This is a genomic window from Streptomyces sp. H27-H1, assembly GCF_026627445.1.
Classification (GTDB): domain Bacteria; phylum Actinomycetota; class Actinomycetes; order Streptomycetales; family Streptomycetaceae; genus Streptomyces.
On record NZ_JAPNLJ010000055.1, the window covers coordinates 1 to 23,069 of the forward strand.

General features: G+C 72.5%; 22 protein-coding genes. 14 read left to right on the forward strand and 8 right to left on the reverse strand.

What is annotated here, in order from left to right; all coding sequences use genetic code 11:
• Positions 1 to 346 precede the first annotated feature (346 nt).
• From OTB20_RS35725 to OTB20_RS35745, 5 genes are read left to right on the forward strand one after another with little or no spacing between them, the layout of a single operon-like run.
• Positions 347 to 781 (forward strand): Asp23/Gls24 family envelope stress response protein, encoded by a 435-nt coding sequence (locus tag OTB20_RS35725; protein ID WP_267824050.1) that lies wholly within the window; start codon positions 347 to 349, stop codon positions 779 to 781.
• A gap of 10 nt (positions 782 to 791) precedes the next feature.
• Positions 792 to 998 carry a hypothetical protein gene (locus OTB20_RS35730; RefSeq protein ID WP_267824052.1) on the forward strand — a complete coding sequence of 69 codons (207 nt, stop codon included), beginning with the start codon at positions 792 to 794 and terminating at the stop codon, positions 996 to 998.
• Entirely contained in the window at positions 995 to 1,363 is a 369-nt protein-coding gene (locus tag OTB20_RS35735) for a hypothetical protein (RefSeq protein ID WP_267824053.1), read from the forward strand. The genes OTB20_RS35730 and OTB20_RS35735 overlap by 4 nt, the downstream gene beginning before the upstream one ends.
• Positions 1,360 to 1,890, forward strand: a complete 531-nt coding sequence (locus OTB20_RS35740; RefSeq protein ID WP_267824055.1) for a DUF6286 domain-containing protein — start codon at positions 1,360 to 1,362, stop codon at positions 1,888 to 1,890. The genes OTB20_RS35735 and OTB20_RS35740 overlap by 4 nt, the downstream gene beginning before the upstream one ends.
• Positions 1,887 to 2,432 carry an alkaline shock response membrane anchor protein AmaP gene (locus OTB20_RS35745; protein WP_267824057.1) on the forward strand — a complete coding sequence of 182 codons (546 nt, stop codon included), beginning with the start codon at positions 1,887 to 1,889 and terminating at the stop codon, positions 2,430 to 2,432. Before OTB20_RS35740 ends, OTB20_RS35745 begins: the two co-directional genes overlap by 4 nt.
• A 41-nt stretch (positions 2,433 to 2,473) precedes the next feature.
• On the opposite strand, the gene OTB20_RS35750 is transcribed toward OTB20_RS35745, so the two are convergent.
• The 6 genes from OTB20_RS35750 to OTB20_RS35780 all read right to left on the reverse strand — a co-directional run bounded on the left by OTB20_RS35750 (position 2,474) and on the right by OTB20_RS35780 (position 8,893).
• Positions 2,474 to 3,229 carry an SDR family oxidoreductase gene (locus OTB20_RS35750; RefSeq protein ID WP_267824059.1) on the reverse strand — a complete coding sequence of 252 codons (756 nt, stop codon included), beginning with the start codon at positions 3,227 to 3,229 and terminating at the stop codon, positions 2,474 to 2,476.
• Positions 3,230 to 3,239: 10 nt separating this feature from the next.
• Positions 3,240 to 4,037: an SURF1 family protein gene (locus OTB20_RS35755; RefSeq protein ID WP_267824098.1), complete on the reverse strand. Its 798-nt coding sequence runs from the start codon at positions 4,035 to 4,037 to the stop codon at positions 3,240 to 3,242.
• Positions 4,038 to 4,138: 101 nt separating this feature from the next.
• Positions 4,139 to 4,372 carry a hypothetical protein gene (locus OTB20_RS35760; RefSeq protein WP_112453882.1) on the reverse strand — a complete coding sequence of 78 codons (234 nt, stop codon included), beginning with the start codon at positions 4,370 to 4,372 and terminating at the stop codon, positions 4,139 to 4,141.
• Positions 4,373 to 4,463: 91 nt separating this feature from the next.
• The gene (locus tag OTB20_RS35765) at positions 4,464 to 5,438 is read right to left on the reverse strand and encodes a DEDDh family exonuclease (protein ID WP_267752446.1); all 975 of its coding nucleotides are present in this window, start codon (positions 5,436 to 5,438) and stop codon (positions 4,464 to 4,466) included.
• 59 nt (positions 5,439 to 5,497) lie between these two features.
• On the reverse strand, positions 5,498 to 8,125 hold the full coding sequence (locus OTB20_RS35770) for an MXAN_6230/SCO0854 family RING domain-containing protein (protein WP_324290458.1): 2,628 nt from the start codon (positions 8,123 to 8,125) through the stop codon (positions 5,498 to 5,500).
• Between the two features lie 144 nt (positions 8,126 to 8,269).
• Positions 8,270 to 8,893, reverse strand: coding sequence for a TetR/AcrR family transcriptional regulator (locus OTB20_RS35780; RefSeq protein WP_267824063.1), 624 nt, complete (start codon positions 8,891 to 8,893; stop codon positions 8,270 to 8,272).
• Positions 8,894 to 9,018: 125 nt separating this feature from the next.
• Here OTB20_RS35780 and OTB20_RS35785 point away from each other — a divergent pair, with 125 nt between their 5' ends.
• From OTB20_RS35785 to OTB20_RS35800, 4 genes are read left to right on the forward strand one after another with little or no spacing between them, the layout of a single operon-like run.
• Positions 9,019 to 9,816, forward strand: a complete 798-nt coding sequence (locus tag OTB20_RS35785; protein WP_267824065.1) for an acetoacetate decarboxylase family protein — start codon at positions 9,019 to 9,021, stop codon at positions 9,814 to 9,816.
• Complete coding sequence (locus OTB20_RS35790) at positions 9,816 to 10,700, forward strand: SDR family NAD(P)-dependent oxidoreductase (protein ID WP_267824067.1); 885 nt, start codon at positions 9,816 to 9,818, stop codon at positions 10,698 to 10,700. Before OTB20_RS35785 ends, OTB20_RS35790 begins: the two co-directional genes overlap by 1 nt.
• Positions 10,701 to 10,710: 10 nt before the next feature.
• Positions 10,711 to 12,006 (forward strand): amidohydrolase family protein, encoded by a 1,296-nt coding sequence (locus OTB20_RS35795; RefSeq protein ID WP_267824069.1) that lies wholly within the window; start codon positions 10,711 to 10,713, stop codon positions 12,004 to 12,006.
• Positions 12,003 to 13,229, forward strand: a complete 1,227-nt coding sequence (locus tag OTB20_RS35800; RefSeq protein WP_267824070.1) for an amidohydrolase family protein — start codon at positions 12,003 to 12,005, stop codon at positions 13,227 to 13,229. The genes OTB20_RS35795 and OTB20_RS35800 overlap by 4 nt, the downstream gene beginning before the upstream one ends.
• Before the next feature lie 79 nt (positions 13,230 to 13,308).
• Here OTB20_RS35800 and OTB20_RS35805 read toward each other — a convergent pair whose 3' ends face one another.
• Positions 13,309 to 16,296, reverse strand: a complete 2,988-nt coding sequence (locus OTB20_RS35805) for an NACHT domain-containing protein (RefSeq protein WP_267824071.1) — start codon at positions 16,294 to 16,296, stop codon at positions 13,309 to 13,311.
• A 128-nt stretch (positions 16,297 to 16,424) separates the two neighbouring features.
• Here OTB20_RS35805 and OTB20_RS35810 point away from each other — a divergent pair, with 128 nt between their 5' ends.
• From OTB20_RS35810 to OTB20_RS35820, 3 genes are read left to right on the forward strand one after another with little or no spacing between them, the layout of a single operon-like run.
• Positions 16,425 to 17,321, forward strand: coding sequence for a sterol desaturase family protein (locus tag OTB20_RS35810; RefSeq protein WP_267824073.1), 897 nt, complete (start codon positions 16,425 to 16,427; stop codon positions 17,319 to 17,321).
• Positions 17,318 to 18,043 (forward strand): lysoplasmalogenase, encoded by a 726-nt coding sequence (locus OTB20_RS35815; RefSeq protein WP_420716554.1) that lies wholly within the window; start codon positions 17,318 to 17,320, stop codon positions 18,041 to 18,043. The genes OTB20_RS35810 and OTB20_RS35815 overlap by 4 nt, the downstream gene beginning before the upstream one ends.
• A gap of 18 nt (positions 18,044 to 18,061) precedes the next feature.
• Entirely contained in the window at positions 18,062 to 19,105 is a 1,044-nt protein-coding gene (locus OTB20_RS35820; RefSeq protein WP_267824075.1) for a zinc-dependent alcohol dehydrogenase family protein, read from the forward strand.
• A gap of 79 nt (positions 19,106 to 19,184) precedes the next feature.
• On the opposite strand, the gene OTB20_RS35825 is transcribed toward OTB20_RS35820, so the two are convergent.
• On the reverse strand, positions 19,185 to 20,732 hold the full coding sequence (locus tag OTB20_RS35825) for a S8 family peptidase (protein WP_324290457.1): 1,548 nt from the start codon (positions 20,730 to 20,732) through the stop codon (positions 19,185 to 19,187).
• Between the two features lie 252 nt (positions 20,733 to 20,984).
• Here OTB20_RS35825 and OTB20_RS35830 point away from each other — a divergent pair, with 252 nt between their 5' ends.
• Together OTB20_RS35830 and OTB20_RS35835 are read left to right on the forward strand one after the other, a co-directional pair.
• Positions 20,985 to 21,350: a DUF485 domain-containing protein gene (locus tag OTB20_RS35830; protein ID WP_267752458.1), complete on the forward strand. Its 366-nt coding sequence runs from the start codon at positions 20,985 to 20,987 to the stop codon at positions 21,348 to 21,350.
• The gene (locus tag OTB20_RS35835; RefSeq protein WP_267824076.1) at positions 21,347 to 23,002 is read left to right on the forward strand and encodes a cation acetate symporter; all 1,656 of its coding nucleotides are present in this window, start codon (positions 21,347 to 21,349) and stop codon (positions 23,000 to 23,002) included. The genes OTB20_RS35830 and OTB20_RS35835 overlap by 4 nt, the downstream gene beginning before the upstream one ends.
• Positions 23,003 to 23,069: the final 67 nt, after the last annotated feature.

Here is a 23,069-nt window from a genome sequence, read left to right on the forward strand (position 1 = left end):
CGCGCTCGAGGACTGGATCAAGGTCTGGAACGACGAGGCCAGGCCCTTCAAGTGGACCAAGACCGCTGACCAGATCCTCGACCGGATCTGCCGCTACTGCGACAGGATCTCAAAACCAGATCACTAGCCCGAGGGCCTCGGCGCCTGGTCAGCCGGGCCGGCGTTTGAGGCGCAGGTCCCGGCAGTGCCCGGGGAACGTTCGAACCGGGGGTCCCCCCGGACGGAGTCTGGGGGAGGGCAGGGGACTTCGCCGCAGGGCGACCCGGGGCGGCCGCGTCGGGAAGGGCGGGCGGGCGGTCGCCGCCTTACCGTGGGTCGGGAGCCCGCATCCGCGAAGGGATACGAGATGACCGAATCCGCCGCCTCGGGAAGCACCGCCAAGCCGCCCGCCGACCGAGGCCGTACGACCGTCGCAGACGGCGTCGTCGAGAAGATCGCAGGCCTGGCCGCCCGCGAGGTGGCCGGCGTCCACGCCATGGGCAGCGGCAGCGGCCTCTCCCGGACCTTCGGCGCCGTCCGCGACCGCGTCCCCGGCGGGGCCAAGTCCACCGTCAGCCGGGGAGTGAAGGCAGAGGTCGGCGAGGTGCAGACCGCCATCGACCTGGAGATCGTCGTGGAATACGGCGTGTCGATCCGGGACGTGGCCCGGGCCGTCCGTGAGAACGTCGTCTCGGCGGTGGAGCGAATGACCGGCCTCGAGGTCGTCGAGGTCAACATCGCGGTCGGCGACGTCAAACTGCCCGACGAGGACGACGAGGAGCCGGAGTCCCGACTGCAGTAGAGGAGCCCGCATGAGCATGGCGGTCGTCGGCCTGGTGGCCGGCATGGCACTGGGATTCGCCGGGTACTTCGGCGGCTTCGGGGCCTTCCTGCTGGTGGCCGCGCTCGGCGCCGTCGGCTTCGTCGTGGGCCGGTTCCTCGACGGGGACCTGGAACCCGGCGACTTCTTCCGCCCCCGCGGCCGCCCCGTTGACCGGGACCGGGACCGGGACCGATGAGCACCCCCCGCTCCACCCCGCCCCGGGTGCCGCCCGCCGAGCGGGGAGCGACCCGGATCGCCGACCGGGTCGTGGCGAAGATCGCCGCCCGGGCCGCCCGGGAAGCGCTGACCCGGCCCGCCCCGGACGCGGCCCCGCCGCACGCGAGCGTCACCGTGCACCACGACATCGCCCGCGTACGGGTGGTCCTCGAGCTCCCCTACCCCTGCGACCTCGCCGCCCAGTGCGCGGCCGTACGCCGTCAGGTCGCCCTGCGCGTCGAGGAGTACGCGGAGATGGCCGTACCCGAGGTGGACGTCGACATCGAGCACCTGCGCCCCGCGCGGGCCCGGCCCGCCGCCGGGCGGGACCGGCGGCTGCGGTGAGCGCCCGCTTCCGGTCGCCACGGCGGCTCCCGGCCGCCGTGGGGGCGTTCGCCGTCCTCGCGGTGGCGGGGCTGTTCCTGTACGACCTGGCGGCGGTGCGCGCCCACCGCCCGGGCATGCGCTGGCGCCACGAGCTCTCCCGCGCACTGGAGCGGCACACCCCGGCGGACACCGGCGTCCTGATCGGCGGCGGTGCCCTGGCCGTGGCCGGGGCCGTGCTGCTGCTGTACGCCCTCACTCCCGGACTGCGCGGGATCCTCCCGATGAGGTCCGGGCACCCGGAGGTCCGGGCCGCACTGGAACGCAAGGCCGCCGCGCAGGTGCTGCGGGACCGGGCCATGGAGGTGTCCGGGGTGCGGTCGGTGCGGGTCGGCGTGGGCCGGGCCCGCATCGGGGTCCGGGCGGTGTCCCACTTCCGCGAACTGGACGACGTACGGGCCGACCTGGACGCGGCACTGGCCGTCGGCGTCGACGAACTGGGCCTGGCCGACGAGCTACGGCCGAGGGTGCGGGTGAACCGCCGGTGAGCCTCGGGACGGTCAACCGGATCCTGCTCGCGCTGCTCGGACTGGCCCTGCTGGCCGCGGGGGCTTCGGTGCTGAGCGCGTCCTGGCCGTTCGGGGGCCGTAATGAGCCCCTGCTGACGCCGCACGGGCGGGACTGGCCGGCGCCCTGGTGGGCGGTGCTCGCCGGACTCGGGGTGTGCGTACTGCTGGCGCTGTGGTGGCTGCTGTCCCAGCCGCGTAGGGCCCGGCTCGCGGCGGTGCTCGTGGACACCGGTGACGGGGCGTTCGCCGTGCTGCGCGGGCGGGCGCTGGAGGAAGCCGTCGCGGCCGATGTCCAGGAGGCCGTGGCGGGTGTGGCCCGGTGCCGGGTCACACTGCGGGGGCGGCGCGGGGCCCCGGCCCTGCGGGTCGCCCTGGAACTGGAACCGCACGCGGTGCCGGCCGACGTACTGGCGGCGCTGGCCGGCCCGGTACTGGGCCGTGCCCGCACCTCGGCCGCGCTCGCGGCCCTTCCGACGGAGGCCCGCCTCCACGTCACCCCCCGCCGGGCGCGGCGCGGGTGACGTGAGCGGCCCGCGAGGCCCGAGGGGGAGATCCTGACGGCTCAGAAGCCGTGGCGGGAGCCGCCGTCCACCGGGAGCATGACACCGGTCAGGTAGGAAGCGGCCGGGGACAGCAGGAATGCCGCCGAGCGGCCGAACTCCTCCGGGGCGCCGTAACGCCGCAGCGGGATCCGCGACTCGTTGCCCGCGCGGGCGGCCTCGGCGTCTCCGGACAGGGCGTCGAGCTCGCGGACCCGGTCGGTGTCGATGCGGGCGGGCAGCAGGCCGACCACCCGGATGCCGCGCGGGCCCAGCTCCACGGAGAGGGACTTCGCGAAGCCGGCCAGGCCCGGGCGCAGGCCGTTGGAGATGGTGAGGCCCGGGATCGGCTCGTGCACGGAGCCCGACAGGACGAAGCCGATGACCCCGCCGTCGGTGAGCTCGGCGGCCGCCGCCCGCGCGAGGCGGACCGCGCCGAGGAAGACCGACTCGAAGGCCGCCGTCCACTGCTCGTCGGTGTTGTCCGCGGCCGAACCCGGCGCCGGGCCGCCCACGCTGATGAGGATGCCGTCGAAGCGGCCGAAGCGCTCACGGGCCGTGGCGACGAGCCGGGCGGGGGCCTGGGAGTCGGAGTTGTCGGCCGCCACGCCGACCGCGTTCGGGCCCAGTTCGTTGGCCGCGGCCTCGGCTCGGCCCGCGTCCCGGCCGGTCAGCACCACCTTCGCGCCGTCGGCGGTCAGTTCGCGGGCGGAAGCGTATCCGAGGCCCCTGGTGGCGCCGGTGACTACGTAGACACGGTCCTTCAGTCCAAGATCCATGCCCGACACGCTACGCGGTCGCCACCGGCTCCCGCTCGGAAGCGGCGGCCTGGGCGGCGGCGGCCGCCTGGCGGTCGCGCTTCTCGCGCCGTACGAGCACGATCCAGCCCACCGGCACCGCGAAGGTGAACAGCCACCACTGCACGGCGTACGCCATGTGCGGCCCGATCGAGTCGTGGTCGGGCTCGGCGACCGCCTCGGGCTTGCCGTCGGCCGGTACGGGGCCGGTGAGTTCCAGGTATCCGCCGAGGACGGGCTTGCCCAGGTACTCCGCCTGCCGCCCGCTGTTGATCAGCATCACCTGGCGGTCCGGGAGCCCCTTGCGGTCCTTGATCCCGCTGCCGCCGCTGGTCTCGTCGGCCTTCAGCCGGCCGGTGACCGTGACCTCGCCCGTGGGCGGGGCGGGGACCGCCGGGTACGCGCGGGGATCGTCACCGCCGGGCACCCAGCCGCGGTCGACTAGCACCGCCCGGCCGTCCGCGAGCACCAGCGGGGTGAGGACGTGGACGCCGACCTTGTCGTCGTTGTCGGTGCGCATCCGTACGACGACCTCGTGCGCGGAGTCGTACCTGCCGGTGGCGGTCACGGCACGCCAGTAGTCGGCGCGCGGGACGACGTGGCCGGGGGAGGTCACCTCGGTCATCGGGACCGGTTTCGCGCGCAGGTTCGCGGCGATCAGCTCGTTCTGCGCGACCCGGTGCTCGTGGCGGTGGAACTGCCAGTACCCCAGCTTGATCATCGCGGGGACGAGGGCGAGGCCGATGAGGGTGAGGCACACCCACTGCCGGGTCAGTACAAAGCGGTACACGCCCACGACGGTACCCCCAGCGGCGAGGACCCCGGCGGCCGGGTGGCCGTCCGGGGTCGTGGTGGAGGGGGAGGGGATGCGGGGCGGGACGGGGAGGGGGGTCAAACGCGGTCGGTGATGCCCACCTTCCCCTCCGCGCGGGCGCAGTGCCCTCCGCAGAACCACTGTCCCTCGACCTCTACGCCCTGCCCGATGATCTGGACCCGGCAGTGTTCACAGATGGGCGCCATGCGGTGGATGGCGCAGGAAAAGCAATCGAAGACGTGCACAGCACCCTGTGCGTGGACTTCGAAGGACATGCCGTAATCGTTCCCGCAGACTTCGCAACGTGCCATGCGCGGCATGCTGCGCATGGCAGCCCGCAGGAACAAGATCCACCGGGGTGAGTCGCCGAGCGTGTACCCGGCCGGCTCAACGGGCGGCGAGTCAGTCCTGTGCCGGGGCCACGTCCCGCAGCAGCTGGGTGAAGGCCGCCTCGTCGACGACCGGGGTCCCGAAGGACTTCGCCTTGACGGTCTTGGAGGTCGAGGAGTCCGGGTCGTTCGTCACGAGCAGGCTCGTGAGCCGGGACAGGCTCGTCGCGATGTGCAGGCCCGCCTCCACCGCACGGTCCTCCAGCAGCTCCCGGTCCACGGAGGTGTCGCCGGAGAACGCGATCCGCATGCCCTGTTTGAGCGGGGTGCCGTCCGCCCACCGCCCCGGGTTGGGGTGCGGGCACGGCGGCCGCTTGCGCGAGGCCCGCCAGCTGGAGCCCGCCCCGTACGAGGCCTGGTACCCGACGCGCGGGGCGGCGGGGGTGTCCGACCACTCCGTCAGCGGGCGGCATTCCAGCAGGGGCAGCCGTACGTTGTCCCGCGCGGCCGCGTGCAGGGACGGGCGGAACGCCTCCGCGAGGACCCGGGCGTCGTCGAGCGCGTGGTGGGCGCGCTCCTGGACCACGCCGAAGTGCGCGGCGAGCGACTCCAGTTTGTGGTTCGGCAGCGGGAGGTTCAGTTCCTTCGACAGGGCGATGGTGCACAGCCGCTGACGCACCGGGGCGGTGGCTTCGGCCCGCGCGTACTCGCGGGCGATCATCTGCCAGTCGAAGATCGCGTTGTGCGCGACCAGTACCCGGTCGGCGAGCCGGCCCGCGAACTCCTCGGCGATGTCCTTGAAGAGCGGGGCGTCCTGGAGCATGTCGCTGGTCAGACCGTGGATCCAGACGGGCCCGGGGTCCCGGAGCGGATTGACCAGCGTGTACCAGTGGTCCTCGACGTTGCCCTGGGCGTCGAGCCGGTAGACGGCCGCGGAGATTATCCGGTCGTCGCGAGCGAGCCCGGTGGTCTCCACGTCGACGACCGCGTACCCCTGTGGGTACGCGGTCGGCCACATCGTCTCTGCGGTCGTACGGTCGGCGAGCATGGTCACAGAGGATATCGGCCCGCGCCGACACTCGAAGCCCGATGGGCCTTCAGCCCGGCTCAGCCCAGCTCGGCCACGAGGTCCCCGGCCGTCACCCGGGCAAAGGTCCCGGGTACTTCGGCGGGCCCCGGGAAGAGCCGGTAGGCCGTCCCCGAACCCCCTTCGGGAGCCACGGTCGCCGAGGTCAGTGCCAGGAACGCGCGCTTCCCGGCGGCCAGTTCGGCGGCCTCGGCATCGGTGTCCGCGTGCGGCCGGCGCTCCTCGGGCGGCTCCAGGGCGCGGATCCGGGCGGCGAAGGCGGCGGGCTCCTCGCCGGCCGCGGCCCGGTAGAGCCACAGCTCGTCGAGCTCCCCGGGCAGTGGCGCCCGCCACAGGACGGCCACTTCGCGGGTGCGGGCCGCCGCACGCCACACCGCGAGGTCCCACAGGGTCGTACGGGCGCCGGAGGCGAAGTGTGCGCAGACGTCGCGGGCCGCGGCGGCCAGCTTGTGGCCGCCCGAGGAACCGACGCTCTGGAAGGTCTGCGAGGGGGGCAGGTGGATGTCCGCCCACAGGGCCCGGCGGGCATCCAGGTCCACCACCATCGGCAGGTGGGCCCGGGACTCGCCCGCCAGGTCGAAGCGCTGGCGCACGGTCCGCGGATCGTACGAGGCGTCGCGCGGCCCGTCCGCCGGCAGGGTCATGAACCCCGCGAAGGCGTCGGGCAGCTCGTCGAACGGCACGTTGTTGAAGCTGAACACCAGCGGGACGGCGTACGCGTCCCCGTGCCCGGCGAGCTTCGCCAGGTCCAGGTCCACGTACTCGGTGGCCCCGGCCGGCGCCGGCGCCGAGGTGAGGTCGCCGGAGTGCACGGCGGCTCCGGTCGGCCCGTGCCGCAGGCGCGTGTAGTCGCACCGCCCGGTGAACTGCCAGTCGGCGTCGAAGAAGGCCACGGACAGGTCGAGGTCGGTGCGCCGGCCCGTCGGCTCGGTCCAGTGCAGGAAGAGCCGCAGCACCTCGCCCGGGGGCAGGCTCTGCACGCTGCCCCGGGGGACGGCGACCAGGGACCGGGCGGAGTCGCGCTCGGCGAAGGGGACGGTCAGGTCGGCGAGCGCGGAGTCGAGCACCGCCAGGTCGTACGGCTGTCGCCCGGCCAGGCCGAACCGGCGCAGCACTTCGGCCTCCAGCAGCCCGACGACCGCCCGGACCAGGGGCGCGGGCAGCGGCGGCCGGTCCTCCGCCACCGACTGGGCGCGGGTGACCTCGCCGCGCGGGAAGAAGACCCGGCGCGAGCCGGTCCGGTCCTCGGCGCGCACGCGCAGCGCCCCGAGCGCGGACAGCAGGGGGCCGGGGCCCACGCCGGGCAGCCCGCGCCGCAGCGCCCGGGTGAGCTGCGCCACCGGGAGGTCGCCGGTGTGCAGGCGCAGCAGGTGGTCGAGGCGGCGGACGAGTTCGCCCGGCCGCTGCCCGGCCAGCGCGGCGGCGGCTTCCGGGGCTCCGTCGGCGAGGGCCCGCTCCATGCGCCCGCCCCAGGGCGAGGGCCGGAGCCGGCTGCCGTCCGGGTCCACGCGCACGATGTCTCCGTGCGCGGCGGCGGTCTCCCGCAGGGCCGCGCCCAGGGGTCCGGTCAGCGGGGTGCCGCGCAGGACGGCGAAGGCGAGCGCGGCGCGCGGGTGGCGGGCGTGCTGTTCGAAGGGGTGCAGGGTCTCGGCGGCGCGCTTCCAGCCCGTGGGGTGCCGCAGCAGGTCCTCGACGAGGTGGGGGACGGGCAACGCGTCGAGCACACCGAGCAGTTCGCGTCGCATCGACCGCCCGAGGGAGATGAAACGGGGCGGCAGCGGCCGCAGTCCCGGATCTCCTGCGGAGGCCACGGCGAGCAGCCGCAGCACATCGGTGGCGGTGGTCAGCTGCCCGGCGAGCAGGGGGCGTACGGAGTCCTGCGCCCGGGGGTCGGCCAGCAGGGTGGCCAGGACCAGCGTCTTGGTCTCCCGTACGGGGATCTCCGCGGGGAGCTCGCCGCGTGCGGCCGGGCTCAGAGGCAGCAGGGTGACCAGGTCCTCGCGGTCCTGCGGGGAGAGGGGGGTGGGCCGGGCGAGCAGCCCCGCCACGATCCGGGTCGCGTCGGCGGCGGGGTCGGCGCCGTGGCGCAGCAGCCGGAGCGGGCCCGGGTGGGCGGGCTTGGCCGCGCCGACGGCCCGTACGGGGCGCAGGAACGGATCGGCGGGGTCGATCCGCCGGTGGCACAGCGGGCAGGCCGAGTAGTCGGCGCCGTCCCAGCAGAGCCGGCAGATCAGGTGGGCGCAGGGGGACACCGGGAAGACGGTGCGCTGCTCGCCGCAGAGCACGCACGGGTGGTCCGCCTGCTGGAGGAGGTGTGCGAAGACCCGGTCCACGTAGAGGCGTTCGGTGTCGCGCGGCGCGATCACCGGTATCGCCGGGAAGTGCCCGAAGAGCGGGGTGTGCGTGCGGTCCGCGCCGAGCAGGCCGTCGACCAGGGCGACGAGGCGGCGGTGCGCCGCGGCCAGCTCCTCGAAGGGGAGCGAGGCCAGAGCCGCGTAGAGCTCGGGGCGCAGGGTGTGGCCGCGTCCCAGGAGTTCGGCTTCGAGCCTGCGCAGGGCGGGCCCGGGGGCCGTGTCGGTCGGCGAGGCTGCCGGGCCGACGTGGAAGGTCTGGAGTCGACGCAGCAGTACGGACTCGACAGTGGCTATGGGTGTTTCCCTCCGCGAACGTGAAGAACGGGGGCGGAGAGTGGGCGCGCGGGGTCTTTGCAGGAAGGTGAGAAGGATGCGCGCCGGGGAGCCGCCCCCGTGTCCACCGATTCCATCACGGGGCGGCGCAGGTCCGCAAAGGAATTATCCGGTCGGCGTCAGCAGGGCTTTCACCAGGGCTCGTACGGACAGCTGGAACAGCCGTTCCGGATCCACCGGCCGGGCCAGCGCGCGGGCCAGTGGCGGGTCGTGCAGGGCGTCGGCCGGGTCCCACAGGTCGCCCTCGGCGGGGGACTGGGCGGGGGAGCGTTCGCGATTGCGCTCGAGCAGGACGAAGCCGATGATCTGGAACTGGATCGCGCGCACCGCGTCGGCGGCCCGGGCCCCGCGCAGGCCGGCCGCGTGCACCTCGTGGACCAGGGCCTGCTGGGCGGGCAGGAACATCCGGTCGGTGAGGCCGCGCTCGTGGACCATCGCGATCAGGTGCGGGCGCTCGCGCAGCTCGCGGCGCAGCGTCCGGGCGACCGAGAGGATGCGGTCACCGGGGTTGCGGCCGACCGGCCGGATGGCGCCCATCTCCTCCACGGTCCGCTCCACGAGGGCGTCGAGCAGCGATTCGCGGTTGCCGACGTGCCAGTAGATGGAGGTCACCGCGGTGCCCAGCTCGGCGGCGAGCTTGCGCATGGTGAGGGAGGCCGGACCGTGCTGTTTGACCAGGGACGCGGCGGCGTCCAGCACCTCCGCGCGAGTCAGCGTGGTTCTGGTCATCGTGTCCGTCCAGCTTTCTGTCGATCCGTCAGATCAGGTACGTGCAAGGGTCTTTACCCTTCATCGGTGGCGGTGTAACTGTGTTACAGAACCGACTGCGTCCCAGACGAAGGATGGTGCGATAGATGGCACGCGTACGGTACGGAGCGCGGACCGAGGCCGAGATCGCCGCGTCGCGCGAGAAGAGTTCCAAGCTCCCCGACATCTGGTCCACCGGTGTGGTGGCCGTCTGGGAGACCGACCCGGACGTGGTGGCGGCGGTCCTGCCGCCACCGCTGAAGCCCGCGGAGCGGCCCCTGGTGCGGGCCAACATCAGCAAGGTGGAGCTGACCGGCTACCCGCTCGGCGCCGGCTCGGTGGCCGTCGCCGCCCAGCACGGCGGGGTCGAGGGCTGGTACCCGCTGGTCATGCCGATGAGCATGGAGCGCGCCCTGATCGGAGGCCGCGAGGTCTTCGGCGAGCCGAAGAAGCTCGGCGAGATCACCGTCGAGCGCGAGGGCATGGTCGTACGGGCCTCCCTCGCCCGGCACGGGATCGCCTTCGTGGAGGTGCGCGGGGCGGTGGACCGCGAACTGCCGCTGCCCGAGCCCACGACGAAGACCGACTTCTACTTCAAGTTCCTCCCCGCGGTGGACGGTTCGGGCTTCGACGCCGATCCGGTACTGGTCCACTGCACCCGCAACGAAAAGGTTCGCAAGCTGGAGCACATCACCGGCGACGTGGTGCTCCGGGAGTCGATGTTCGACCCCATCGCGGATCTCCCCGTACGCCGCCTCGTCGAACTCACCATCGGCGAGAAGACCACCGACCAGAAGGGCAGGGTCGTCGAGCGGGTCAGCGCGCAGGCCCTGCTCCCGTACATCCACCAGCGCTACGACGACCCGATGCAGATCCTCGACGGGCCGCCCGAGGGGAGCGTCTGATGCGACTGGAACCGGGACAGGTGGCCGTGGTCACCGGAGCCGCGAGCGGCATCGGCCTCGCGATGGCCCGCCGCTTCGCCGCCGAGGGACTGAAAGTGGTCCTCGCGGACGTGGAGGAGGGCGCCCTGCGCAAGGCCGCCGACGAACTGGCCGCGGACGGCGCCGAGGTGCTCGCCAAAATCGTCGACGTCAGCGACCGCGACTCCGTGATCTCCCTCGCGGACGCCGCGTTCGAGACCTTCGGCGCCGTGCACGTGCTCTGCAACAACGCGGGCGTCGGCTCCGGAGCCGAGGGCCGCATGTGGGAGCACGAGCCCAACGACTGGAAATGGGCCTTCTCCGTCAACGTGTGGGGCGTCTTCCACGGCATCCAGGCCTTCGTCCCCCGCATGATCGCGGCCGGTGGCCCCGGCCACGTCGTCAACACCTCCTCCGGTGACGGCGGCATCGCCCCGCTGCCCACCGCCTCGGTATACGCGGTCACCAAGGCGGCGGTGGTCACCATGACCGAGTCGCTCTACGCCCACCTCAAGGCGGAGGACACGCAGATCGGCGCCTCCGTGCTCTTCCCCGGACCGCACATGCTGCGCACCGGCCTGTGGGAGTCGCACCGCAACCGGCCCGAGCGGTTCGCGAAGGAACGCCCGCGCAAGAGCCCGTACCGCAGCCTCGACCAGTACGAGTCCGCCATGAAGCAGGCCGGCCACGAAGTGAACTTCACCCCGGTCGAGGACGTCGCGGACCACGTCGTGGACGGGATCCGCGCCGACCGCTTCTGGATGCTGCCCGAGAGCGAGCACAGCGACCGGCAGATCCGCGCCCGGTCGCAGTCGATGCTCGACCGCGCCAACCCCGCCTACCTGGAAAGCTTCATCCTTGACTGAGGGTGCCCACATGAACGCCGAGAGCGCGCACGAAGACCCGTACCTGATCATCTCCTCCGACTGTCATGCGGGACTGCCCACCGAGCAGTACCGCCCCTACCTGGACAGCGCGTTCCACCCGCAGTTCGACGAGTTCCTCGGCCAGCGCGACGCCCGCCGCGCCGAGGCCACCCGGCTCGGAGTCCGCAACGAGGCCTTCGCCGAGAAGTGGTTCCACGACCACGAGGAAGGCCTCAAGGGCGGCTGGGACGTCGGGCAGCGGCTGAAGGAACTCGACGGCGACGGAGTGGCCGCCGAAGTCGTCTTCCCCGACGCCGACGCCGTGGACAGCCAGACCGCCGCCCCCTTCGGGGTGGGCCTCGGCCTCTCCGGGGACCAGGACCCCGAGCTCGGCATGGCCGGCGCCCAGGCGCACAACCGCTGGCTGGCCGAGTTCGTCTCCCAGAACCCAGAGCGGCACTGCGGGGTCGCCCTGCTGCCCATCACCGGCGAACCGGACAAGGTCGTCGCCGAGATCCACCGGGCCAAGGAGTCCGGGCTCGGGGCCCTGATGATCCCGGCCATGTGGGTGGACAAGGCCCCCTACCACGACCGCCGTTACGACCCTGTGTGGGCGGCGGCGGCCGAGACGCAGATGCCGATCGTCACCCACTCGGGGTCCTCACCGCGCCACGAGTACGGGGACCACCTGGGCATCTTCGTCTCCGAGGTCACCTGGTGGCCGGCCCGCCCCCTGTGGTTCCTGCTCTGGTCCGGTGTCTTCGAGCGGCACCCGGGGCTGAAGTTCGGCGTCGCCGAGTCGGGCTGCTGGTGGCTGCCGAACCAGCTCTGGTTCATGGACCGGCTCTACCTCGGCGCCCACGGCGGCAAGAAGCTCTCGCCGTTCGAGGAGCTGAAGCGGCCGCCGAGCGAGTACCTGGACCGCCAGGTGTTCATCTGCGCCACCAACACCAAGCGGCGCGAGCTCGCCCAGCGCTACGAGATCGGCGTGGACAACATCCTGTGGGGCTCGGACTTCCCGCACCCCGAGGGGACCTGGCCGAACACCCGCAACTGGCTGAAGAACACCTTCCACGACATCCCCGTAGAGGAGACCCGCCGGATGCTGGGCCTGGCCGCGGCGGACGTCTTCGGCTTCGACACCGAGAAGCTGGCGCCGCTCGCCCGCCGCATCGGGCCCACCCCTGCCGAGCTGGGCCAGAGCGCGGACCAGGCGGCCGTCGAAGCCTCCTGGGCGCGCTCGCGCGACGTGGGCCGGCACTGGCTGACCGACAACGACTTCCCGGTGCTGGGGGTGAACCCGTGACCGGGGCCCCGGACCGGTACACGGTCATCTCGGCCGACTGCCACGCGGGCGGCGACCTGCTGGACTACAGGCCGTACCTGGAGAAGCGCTACCACGAGGAGTTCGACGCCTGGGCCGCCACCTACGTCAACCCCTACGAGGACCTCCTCGCGGACACGGCGGACCGCAACTGGAACTCAGCTCGGCGCCTCGCCGAACTCGAAGCCGACGGGATCGTCGCGGAGGTCCTCTTCCCGAACACCATCCCGCCGTTCTTCCCCAAGGCCTCGCTGATGGCCCAGCCCCCGACGGCGGCCGAGTACGAGATGCGCTGGGCCGGGCTCCAGGCCCACAACCGGTGGCTGGCGGACTTCTGCGCGGACGCGCCGGGCCGCCGGGCGGGCGTCGTGCAGATCCTGCTCAACGACGTGGACGCGGCGGTCAAGGAGATCCGCCGCACCCGCAAGGCGGGCCTGACGGGCGGCGTCCTGCTGCCCGGCGTTCCGCCCGGCTCCACCGTGCCCGAGCTCTACTCGCAGGTCTACGACCCGATCTGGGCGGTCTGCGACGAGCTGGACGTGCCGGTCAACCATCACGGGGGCTCGGCCTCGCCGCCGCTGGGCGACGAGCCGGCGGCGCGGGCCGTCTTCATGGTGGAGACCACCTGGTTCTCCCACCGGGCCCTGTGGCACCTCATCTTCGGCGGGGCCTTCCGCCGCAACCCCGGGCTGAAACTGGTCCTGACGGAGCAGGGATCCGGCTGGATCCCCGGCGTGATCGAGATGCTGGACTACTACCACGGCCGCCTGGTGGCGGCCTCGGCCACCGCCGAGGCCAAGTTCGGGGCGGGACTGGCGGAGTCCATGGGCAAGGGCCCCAGCGAGGTCTGGCGGGACAACTGCTTCGTGGGAGCGAGCTTCATGCGCCCCCACGAGGTCCCGCTGCGGGACCGCATCGGCCTCGACAAGATCATGTGGGGCAGCGACTACCCCCACGACGAGGGCACCACGCCCTTCTCCCGCGAGGGCCTGCGCATCGCTTACGCGGGCCTGCCGCGCGAGGAGGTCGCCGCCATGGTCGGCGGCAATGCCGCCCGGGTGTACGGCTTCGACCTCGCCCTCCTCGACGCGGTGGCCGCCAAGCACGGCCCCCTCGTCTCGGAGGTCGCGGAGCCACTGACGGAGGTCCCGGCGGCCGCCACCAGCCCGGCCTTCGCCCGGGGCGGATCGGTCCGGGTCTGGTGACGGGGAGCGCGCGAACGCCCCGTAGCCCTGGCGCCCGTAGCCCCGCGGCCGCCTGACCCGGCGCTCCCGCCGGAGCGGCTCAGTCCCTGCGGACGAGCCGCTCCGGCGGGAACAGCCCGGCCCCGCTCACGTGGGTGCCCCGGTACAGCTCGATCACCAGCTCCTCCAGGGGTGCGAGCGGCGACAGGTCCACGGTACCCAGGCACTCGTTCAGCACCAGCCGGCGCAGAGCGCGGAACTCGCGGAGCGCCTCCAGCGTGCCCTCCAGTGCGCACCGGATCAGCACGAGACGGGTGAGGCGCTCGTACGGCAGGAGCGCCGCGGCCGAGACCGGCGCGGCATGCCGGATCCGCAGGCTGTCCAGGCCCGTCAGCGGCAGTGACCGCACCAGCTGCCGGTACTGGCCGCTCCCGGCGACCGTCAGCGTCTCCACCCCCGGCCACCGCTCGATCCCGTCGAGCGTCATCCGGCGGGCGCCCTGCCACAGGTGCAGCGAGGTCAGCCCGGGCCCGGCCGGGACGTCTCCGATCCGCCGCTCCTGCGGCTCGAAACCGATCACCAGCGAGCGCAGCCCCGGTACCCCGGCCAGCGGGGCGAGTGACAGGTCGTCGCGCAGGTAGCCGAAGGCGAGGCTGTCCGCCTCCAGTTCGCCCACCACCTCGATGCCCGTCACCTTCGGGCAGTCCAGGACGCCCAGGTGGCGCAGTGACGGCTGCCCGGCCAGCGGCGACAGATCGCTCAGCAGCGCATTGCGGTGCATGGTCAGCGACTCCAGGTCCCGCCGCCCGGAGATCTCCCGCGGGACCGGGCCGTCCCAGGTGACGTGCAGCCGGCGGATGTGCGGCAGCCGGTCCAGGGCCCGAAGCTGTTCGCCCGTGCGGACGTGCAGGTGGGCCGTGCGCATGGGGGCGTCGGCCAGCACCGAGTCCACGTAGGCGTCGATCGGGAACCGCCCCCAGGAGTCGGACAGTTCGCGTTCCACCCCGTACCGCTCGTCCGCCCGGAAACCCGCGACCACCTGGAGCGCCCGGTCGCCGCCGACCAGCGCCGCCGTACGGATGGTCGCGGCGGCCTCGTCCTCGGTGAGCCCGGCGGGCTCGGGCAGGAGCTCCAGCACCAGCTCGCCCGCCTTGGCCAGCTCCCCGGCCTGGCTCGGGGAGCGCGGCGGCAGCAGCAGCGCCGTACGGGCCTCCACCTCGCGCCAGACCTCCGGGTCCAGCTCCGGCGCGTGCTCCAGACAGGCGGCCGCGAGCAGCACCAGCCGGCTGCGGTCGCCTTCGGACTGGTCGGCGCGCTTGAGCAACTGCCGCAGCAAGTGGGCGCGTTCATCGGGGCGGGCATGCCCCACCGCCATCCGGACCACGTTGTCCCAGGTGTCCTCGTGGGCATTGCGCACCAGGACACCGAAGTCCCGTGCCTCCACGGCCGCCTTGGCGCCGAGGTAGTCCTGGAAGGTGCGGTGGACGAACAGCACGGAGCCCGGTACCGGCTCCCGGAGCAGCCCGCTGCGGATCAGCAGGTGCCGGAACACCGTCTGCGCGCTGCCCTGCGCCTTGACCTGAGGCATGGCGTCGAGCGATTCGGCGATCATCCTGATCGCCTCCTCGGCGGAGGCCTCCACCTGCCCGTTGCGGATCAGCCAGTACGCGAGCCGCTGGAGCAGCAGGGTCTGCTCGTCCCGGCTGAGGTAGACGCCCTCGACCCCGGAGATGTCCCGTTCGCTGTCGCGGCGGATCAAGAGCATGTCCAGCGCCGCGTCGTAGAGTTCCTTTCGGGCCCGGGGCAGGTGCATCCGGCGGTCCCGGTTCAGGGCGCACAGCAGGGCGCACATCAGCGGGTTCGTCGCGAGCCGGCCCAGGTCCCGGCGGGTGCCCACGGCCTGCAGGAGCGCCTTCTCGTACCGGTCGAGCAGCTCCCCCTCCCGGCCGGCGCCCTCGCCGTCCGCTTCCGCGCGGGCGGAGTCGTGCCAGTGCGTGATGAAGGCGCCGACGTCGTCGCGTTCCATCGGCAGCAGGGCGAGCGAGGAGAAGCCCTGGGCGGTGAGCCAGTCCTCCGGTACGGCCGAGGGGCGGGTGGTGACCACGAAGCGGGCCGCCGGATAGGCGGTGAGCAGCTCCCGGAGCCAGGACTCGGTCCGGCTGCGCAGGCGCGGCGGCACCTCGTCGACCCCGTCGAGAAGGACCAGCGCCCGCCCGGCGGAGAGGAGTTGTGCGACCCAGCCCTCCGGGGCGGTCAGTGGGACACCGGTCGCGGTCAGCCAGTCCTCGGGCAGGGGGAGCCCGGCGGGGGAGTTGAAGGAGCGCAGCGGCAGGACGAAGGGGACCAGGGTGTTCCAGTCGCGCAGCCGGGGCCCGAAGCTGCTGCGGGCGGCGTTCAGGGCCAGCCACTGGACGAGGGTGCTCTTGCCCGAGCCGGCCGGGCCGCGCAGCAGGATCCGCTCCACGGCGTTCAGGGCCACCTCGGCCTTGACCGGTGCCTGCAGCCCGGGATCCTCCAGGAGCTGCCCGCCGCTGACCGCGAGGCTGATGTAGGCGAGGTCCAGGGGCCAGTCCTGGCGGGCCTGGCTGAAAGTCAGCCCGAACAGCTGGATCCGGGCCTGGGCCCTGGCCACGTACCGAGTGTACTCCTCCTCGAAGCGGGCCGCCGCGTCGGCCGCGCCCGGGGCCGGCGTGCCCTCGCTCCCGGCGCCCTCGCTCCCGCCCGCCGCCCGGCACAGGGCGAACAGCTCCCGGTAGGCGGCCCGCGCCGCCGGGCTCAGGGAGGCCTCCAGTGCGGGCACCGGGCCGGGGTCCGCGGCGAAGAGGGCCCGGGCCTCCCGCGGGCCCAGCGCGGCGAAGGCCTCGCCGACGGCGGCCACCGCCGCCAGCCGGTCGGGTTCCGCGAGCTCCCGGGCCGCCCCGGTCAGCCGGGCCGCCAGCTCGTGCGCGAGGCGTCGTACCGCGGGGTCTCCCGGTTTCGCGGGCCTGAGCCGGCGCGCCGCTCCCGGCCGGGACCTCGCCAATGCCAGCGCGACCGCCTCGGCCGTCCTTGAGGCCACCGCCTCGAAACCCGCCCCGAAGTCCGTCATCCCCATGCCCTCCCCCTGGCCCGGATGCCCTCACCCGGAAGCATCTCGTGAACCGTCGGTAACACCGATGGATACCGATCGGTAACAACCTCTAGCCGAGCCCCCGAACCCGCCTCTATGGTGCGGACATGCCGAACCTGCCCGATGTCGTGCTGTGGTCCATACCCGCCTTCGTCCTGCTCACCGTCGTCGAGCTCGTGAGCTACCGCATCCATCCCGACGAGGACGCCGCCGGGTACGAGACCAAGGACGCCGTCACCAGCCTCGGCATGGGGATCGGCAGCCTCGGCTTCGACTTCCTCTGGAAGATCCCGATCCTCGCGATCTACACCGCGCTCTACGAGCTCACCCCGCTCCGCGTCCCCGTCCTGTGGTGGACCGTTCCGCTGATGCTGCTCGCCCAGGACTTCCTCTACTACTGGCAGCACCGGGGCCACCACGTCATCCGGATCCTGTGGGCCTGCCACGTCGTCCACCACAGCAGCCGCAAGTTCAACCTCACCACCGCCCTGCGCCAGCCCTGGACCAGCGCCACCTCCTGGCCGTTCTATCTCCCGATGATCGCGCTGGGCGTACACCCGGCCGCCATCGCCTTCTGCTACTCGGTCAACCTCGTCTACCAGTTCTGGATCCACACCGAGCGCATCGACAAACTGCCCCGCCCCGTGGAGTTCGTCTTCAACTCGCCCTCCCACCACCGTGTCCACCACGCCTCCCAAGGCGGCTACCTGGACCGGAACTTCGGCGGCATCCTGATCATCTGGGACCGGATGTTCGGCTCCTGGGCAGGTGAGACCGACAAGCCCGTCTTCGGCCTCACCAAGAACATCGCCACCCACAACCCGCTGCGCGTCGCCACCCACGAGTACGCCTCCATCGCCCGCGACGTACGCTCCGCCGCCACCTGGCGCGAGCGCGCCGGCCGCGTGTTCCGCGGCCCCGGCTGGCAGCCCGCGCAGGCCGCCCCGTCCGCGCAGGCCGCCCCGTCCGAGGCGCCCGCGCCCACCCCGGAGCACGCCGCGTGAGCGCCACCGGATCCACCGAGCGCGCGCGGTCCCGTACGCCGTCCTGGGCGCGTCCCGCCGTCCCCCCGGCCCCGGGCTTCGCCGGCCGGGCGCTGCTCCTCGCCTTCGCCGCCGCCACCGCCCTGGACCTCGGATCCCTGCTGGCGGGCTGGCACACCGGGCACCTCGTCGCCAAGCCGCTGCTGATGCCGCTGCTCGTCGGGTACGTGATCACCCGCCGCGCCCCCCGCCTGCTGATCGCGGCCCTGCTGTTCGGCTGGGGCGGGGACCTGGCCCTGCTCTTCGACGCAGATCCCGCCTTCCTGATCGGCATGGGCTCCTTCGCCGCCGGGCACGTCTGCTACCTCCTGCTCTTCGGCCGCCGCCGGACGGGCCCCCTGCTCGGGGCCGCCTACGCCGCCGCGCTGCTGTCCACCGTCACGCTGCTCTGGGGCGACCTGCCCGCGGAACTGCGGATCCCGGTCGCGGGGTACAGCCTGCTGCTCACCGCCATGGCCTACCGCTCCAGCGCACTGGGGCGCCGGGCCGGTCTCGGCGGGGCGCTGTTCCTGCTGTCCGACACGCTCATCGCCACCGGGGTCGCCGAGTGGCCCCAGCTGCCCCGCGCGGACTTCTGGGTCATGGCCACGTACGTGGCGGCCCAGTACCTGCTGGCCACGGGCGCACTCGCGGCGCAGCGGGCGTACGGTGGGGAGGCCCTACAGGGCTCAACCATCGTCTAGCCGGAGGGCTGCACCACCATGCGCGCCACCGTCATCCACGCCCCGCACGACATCCGCGTGGAGGAGGTGCCCGACGCTGCGATCCAGCGCCCCGAGGACGCCGTCGTCCGCGTCCTGCGTGCCTGTATCTGCGGCAGCGACCTGTGGGCCTACCGCGGCGAAGCCAAGCGCCAGCCGGGCCAGCGTATCGGCCACGAGTTCCTCGGCATCGTCGAGGAGACCGGCTCCGCCGTCTCGGGCCTGCGCGCCGGAGACCTCGTCGTCGCCCCCTTCATGTGGTCCGACGGCACCTGCGCCTACTGCTCCGAGGGCCTCCACACCTCCTGCGAGCACGGCGGCTTCTGGGGCTCGGTCGGCCACGACGGTGGCCAGGGCGAGGCCGTCCGGGTCCCGCACGCCGACGGCACGTTGGTGAAGCTGCCGGCCGACGCCGCCTCCGACGACCACCTGCTGACCGCGCTGCTCGCGCTGTCCGACGTCATGGGAACCGGCCACCACGCCGCACTCGGCGCGGGGGTCCGCAAGGGCTCCACGGTCGCCGTCGTCGGCGACGGCGCCGTCGGCCTGTGCGGGGTCCTCGCGGCCAAGCGTCTGGGCGCCGAGCGGATCATCGCACTGGGCCGCCACACCGTCCGTACGGACATCGCGAAGCTCTTCGGGGCCACCGACGTGGTCGCCGAGCGCGGCGAGGCCGCCGAGGCGGCCGTCCGCGAGCTCACCGGCGGCCAGGGCGCCCACTCGGTCATCGAGGCGGTCGGTACCGAGCAGTCCATGCGCACCGCCGTGAACATCGCCCGGGACGGCGGGGCCATCGGCTACGTCGGTGTCCCGCACGGCAGCGGGACCGGCCTCGACCTCGGTGTCATGTTCGACCGCAACCTCACCCTGCGCGGCGGGGTCGCGCCGGTCCGCGCGTACATCCCGGAGCTGCTGGAGGACGTGCTCAGCGGCGCGATCGACCCGTCGCCCGTCTTCGACCGGGCCGTCACCCTCGACGAGGTCCCGGACGGCTACCGGGCGATGGACGACCGCAGCGCGCTGAAGGTGCTCATCCAGCTGTAGGGCCCGCCGCCCCGCGGGGCGCAGCAGGGGCCGGCCCGGGGGATCACCCCGGGCCGGCCCCTGCGTCATGTCCGAGCGGTTACTTCACGGCCTTCAGCGCGTCGACCACGCCGTAGCCGTAGTAGCCGGTCTGGCCCCACTTGCTGTTGCAGGTGGTGGCGTCGACCAGGACGCCCGTGGCGTCGTAGACCTGCTCGGGGCAGGCCGTCTTGGTGGCCTGGCCCTTGAGCATGGCCTGGAGCTGCGAGGGGCTCGCCCACGGGTGGCGGCTCTTGAGCAGGGCCGCGACACCGGCGACGTGCGGGCCGGCCATCGAGGTGCCCTGCTTGTAGCCGTAGCCGCCGCCCGGGACGGTGGACAGCACGCGGCCGTTGGCGTCCGGGGTGGCGGGGATCTGCCACTTGTCGCCGCCGGGGGCCGCGACGTCGACGACGCCCAGACCGTAGGTGGAGTAGTACGACTTGAAGCCCTGGTCGCCGGTCGCGCTCACCGTGACCACGCCCGGGAGCTGGGTGGGCAGGTCCAGGCAGACGTGCGGGTCGATGGTGCGCGTCACCGGGGTGGTGTCGTTCGGGCTGGTCTCGTCCACGATCGCGTTGGACGCCAGGTCGTGGTTCGAGTTGCCGGCCGAGGCCACGCTCAGCACACCCTTGCGCTCCGCGTACTTCGTCGCTCGGCCGAGGGCCTCCACCAGAGCCTTCTGGTCGTCGTCCGCCTTGCAGTTGTAGAGCCAGGGGTCGACGTAGTAGCTGTTGTTGGTCACCTCGATCCCCTTCTCGGCGGCGAACATGAAGCCACAGACGACCGCCTCGGTGTAGAAGAGGCTGGTCGCGGGCTCGCTCACCTTGATCGCGGCGACCTGGACGCCGGGCGCCACGCCGCTGATGCCGATCCCGTTGCGAGCGGCGGCTATGGTGCCCGCCACGTGGGTGCCGTGGTCGCTGCCGTCGGCGTACGGACGCCAGGCGCCCTCGGTGGTGTCGGCGACGCCGCCGACACAGTTCGCGGACTGGCCCTTGGAGAAGTTCGGGGCGAGATCCGGATGGGTGTCGTCGACACCCGTGTCGATGACGCCCACCGTGACGTTCCGGCTGCCATCGTTGATCTTGTGAGCCTCGTCGGCCTTGATCGCCCGCAGGTCCCACTGGTTGGACTCCAGGGGTTCCTGTCCGTCCGTGGCGCTCGCCGCCGCCTTGGCGGCGTCCGCGTCGCTCAGCCGCTGGGTGGTGCCCTCCTCGGTGGTCTGCACCACCGACAGGGGAGCGGTCCGGGTGGCGCCGACGGACACGAACAGCTCGCGCTGTGCGCGGAGCTGCTTGGCGAACTCCGGGTTCTGCGAGTGGGCTACGACCACTCCGATCTGCTCGTACGCGATCACGACCGTGCCACCGGCCCGCGTAATGGCCTTCTTCGCCTGCTTCATGCTGCCGTACGCGTTCAGGTTGGCCACGTACGACAGCTTGGGGCCGGAGGTGTCGGGCGTGGCGGTGGCCGAAGCGTCCGCCGTCATGCCGACGGGGGCGGCGGAAGCCGCGACCGAGGGCAGGAAGGCGAGCGAGGCGGTGAGCGCCAAGCCGACCGGAACGGCGAGGGCGCGCCGCCGGCGACCGGTTCCCAGATGAGCCATGGGTTCTCCACATCATCGTGAAAAAGCCGCGCGGGCGCGGTCGCGCCCGACGGGTTCCACGTGAACCTAGTGCCGCCGTTCGACTTTGCGCCATCAGTTCGAGAAATCAGTTCCCAGAGAAACAACAGGTGTTGAACCGCCCCGATGCGCCGGCCGTGCCGTTGACAGGGGGGATCGGCACCGTCATCCCCCCACACGGAGGTTGTTTTGTCCGTCGTCCCCACCGCACCCGCTTCACAAGGAGAGTCCCCCGTGACCACCGAAGCAGCGCCGCCCCCGGGCAGCGCGGGAACGCCGCCGGCGCACCCCTCGGCCGACGAGTTCGTACGCGTCCAGCAGAGCCAGGAGTTCGCCGACCTGCGCCACGCCCACCGGTCCTTCGCCTTCCCGCTCACCGTGGCGTTCATCGCCTGGTACCTGCTCTACGTCCTGCTCTCCAACTACGCGGGCGGCTTCATGGGGACGAAGCTCTTCGGCAACATCAACGTCGCCCTCGTCCTGGGCCTCGGCCAGTTCGCGACGACCTTCCTCATCGCCTGGCTGTACTCGCGCCACGCGGCGGCCAAGCTCGACCCCAAGGCCTCGGCCATCAAGGCAAGGATGGAGGCGGGCGAATGAGCGCCCCGCTGTACGTGGCACTCGCCGGGGCGACCACGGCGGGCACGACCACCGCCGCCGGCGCCTCCGAGCACCGCACGCTGATCATCACCCTGTTCGGGCTCTTCGTCGTCGCCACCCTGGCCATCACGATCTGGGCCGGACGCCAGACCAAGGACGCCGCCGACTTCTACGCGGGCGGCCGCCAGTTCACCGGATTCCAGAACGGCCTGGCCATCTCCGGCGACTACATGTCCGCCGCGTCCTTCCTCGGCATCGCCGGAGCCATCGCGCTCTTCGGCTACGACGGCTTCCTCTACTCGATCGGCTTCCTCGTCGCCTGGCTGGTGGCGCTGCTCCTGGTTGCCGAGCCGCTGCGCAACTCCGGCCGCTACACGATGGGCGACGTGCTCGCCTACCGGATGCGCCAGCGCCCCGTACGGACCGCCGCGGGCACCTCCACCATCGTCGTCTCGATCTTCTACCTGCTCGCCCAGATGGCCGGCGCCGGCGTGCTCGTCTCGCTGCTCCTCGGCATCACCAGCGACTTGGGCAAGGTCGTCATCGTCTCGCTGGTCGGCGTCCTGATGATCCTCTACGTCACGATCGGCGGGATGAAGGGCACCACCTGGGTCCAGATGATCAAGGCCGTGCTGCTGATCGCCGGCACGCTGCTGATCACCTTCCTGGTGCTGCTCAAGTTCAACTTCAACATCTCGGACCTGCTGGGCAAGGCCGCCGACAACAGCGGTCAGGGGGTGAAGTTCCTGGAGCCGGGCCTGAAGTACGGCAAGGACTCGCTCTCCAAGCTGGACTTCATCTCGCTGGGCCTCGCCCTGGTCCTGGGCACCGCCGGCCTGCCGCACATCCTGATCCGCTTCTACACGGTCCCCACGGCCAAGGCCGCCCGGAAGTCCGTGAACTGGGCCATCGGCATCATCGGCGCCTTCTACCTGATGACGATCGTCCTCGGCTTCGGCGCCGCGGCCCTGCTCAAGCGGGCCGACATCATCGCCTCCAACAAGGCCGGCACCACCGCGGCCCCGCTGCTCGCCCAGGAGATCGGCGGCGGTTCGGGATCCACCGGCGGCGCGGTCCTGCTCGCCGTGATCTCGGCGGTGGCCTTCGCCACGATCCTCGCGGTCGTCGCGGGCCTGACGCTGGCCTCCTCCTCGTCCTTCGCCCACGACATCTACGTGAACGTGATCCGCAAGGGCAAGGCCACCGAGAAGGAAGAGATGCGGGCGGCCCGCTGGTCGACCGTGGTCATCGGAGCCGTCGCCATCGGCCTCGGCGCCCTGGCCCGCGACCTCAACGTGGCCGGGCTCGTCGCCCTGGCCTTCGCGGTCGCCGCCTCCGCCAACCTGCCGACGATCCTCTACAGCCTCTTCTGGAAGCGCTTCACCACCCAGGGGGCGCTCTGGTCCATCTACGGCGGCCTGGTCTCCTCGGTCGTCCTGGTGCTCTTCTCCCCGGTCGTCTCCGGCAAGCCCACCTCGATGTTCAAGGGCGCCGACTTCTACTGGTTCCCTCTGGAGAATCCGGGCATCATCTCCATCCCGCTCGGCTTCCTGCTGGGATGGCTGGGAACCGTCCTGTCCAAGGAGAAGGCCGACCCGCAGAAGTTCGCCGAGCTCGAGGTCCGCTCACTCACCGGAACCGGGGCGCACTGACACGCTGCGCCGCAGCGAGATGCTCCGAACACCCAGCGTGGCCGTGTCGTATTTCCCTACGACACGG

Bases quoted from the DNA above. Each gene is read 5' to 3' on its own strand.
- OTB20_RS35725 (WP_267824050.1), top strand. From the start codon at position 347: ATGACCGAATCCGCCGCCTCGGGAAGCACCGCCAAGCCGCCCGCCGAC.
- OTB20_RS35730 (WP_267824052.1), top strand. From the start codon at position 792: ATGAGCATGGCGGTCGTCGGCCTGGTGGCCGGCATGGCACTGGGATTC.
- OTB20_RS35735 (WP_267824053.1), top strand. From the start codon at position 995: ATGAGCACCCCCCGCTCCACCCCGCCCCGGGTGCCGCCCGCCGAGCGG.
- OTB20_RS35750 (WP_267824059.1), bottom strand. From the start codon at position 3,229: ATGGATCTTGGACTGAAGGACCGTGTCTACGTAGTCACCGGCGCCACC.
- OTB20_RS35760 (WP_112453882.1), bottom strand. From the start codon at position 4,372: ATGGCACGTTGCGAAGTCTGCGGGAACGATTACGGCATGTCCTTCGAA.
- OTB20_RS35765 (WP_267752446.1), bottom strand. From the start codon at position 5,438: ATGCTCGCCGACCGTACGACCGCAGAGACGATGTGGCCGACCGCGTAC.
- OTB20_RS35780 (WP_267824063.1), bottom strand. From the start codon at position 8,893: ATGACCAGAACCACGCTGACTCGCGCGGAGGTGCTGGACGCCGCCGCG.
- OTB20_RS35785 (WP_267824065.1), top strand. From the start codon at position 9,019: ATGGCACGCGTACGGTACGGAGCGCGGACCGAGGCCGAGATCGCCGCG.
- OTB20_RS35790 (WP_267824067.1), top strand. From the start codon at position 9,816: ATGCGACTGGAACCGGGACAGGTGGCCGTGGTCACCGGAGCCGCGAGC.
- OTB20_RS35795 (WP_267824069.1), top strand. From the start codon at position 10,711: ATGAACGCCGAGAGCGCGCACGAAGACCCGTACCTGATCATCTCCTCC.
- OTB20_RS35805 (WP_267824071.1), bottom strand. From the start codon at position 16,296: ATGACGGACTTCGGGGCGGGTTTCGAGGCGGTGGCCTCAAGGACGGCC.
- OTB20_RS35810 (WP_267824073.1), top strand. From the start codon at position 16,425: ATGCCGAACCTGCCCGATGTCGTGCTGTGGTCCATACCCGCCTTCGTC.
- OTB20_RS35820 (WP_267824075.1), top strand. From the start codon at position 18,062: ATGCGCGCCACCGTCATCCACGCCCCGCACGACATCCGCGTGGAGGAG.
- OTB20_RS35825 (WP_324290457.1), bottom strand. From the start codon at position 20,732: ATGGCTCATCTGGGAACCGGTCGCCGGCGGCGCGCCCTCGCCGTTCCG.
- OTB20_RS35835 (WP_267824076.1), top strand. From the start codon at position 21,347: ATGAGCGCCCCGCTGTACGTGGCACTCGCCGGGGCGACCACGGCGGGC.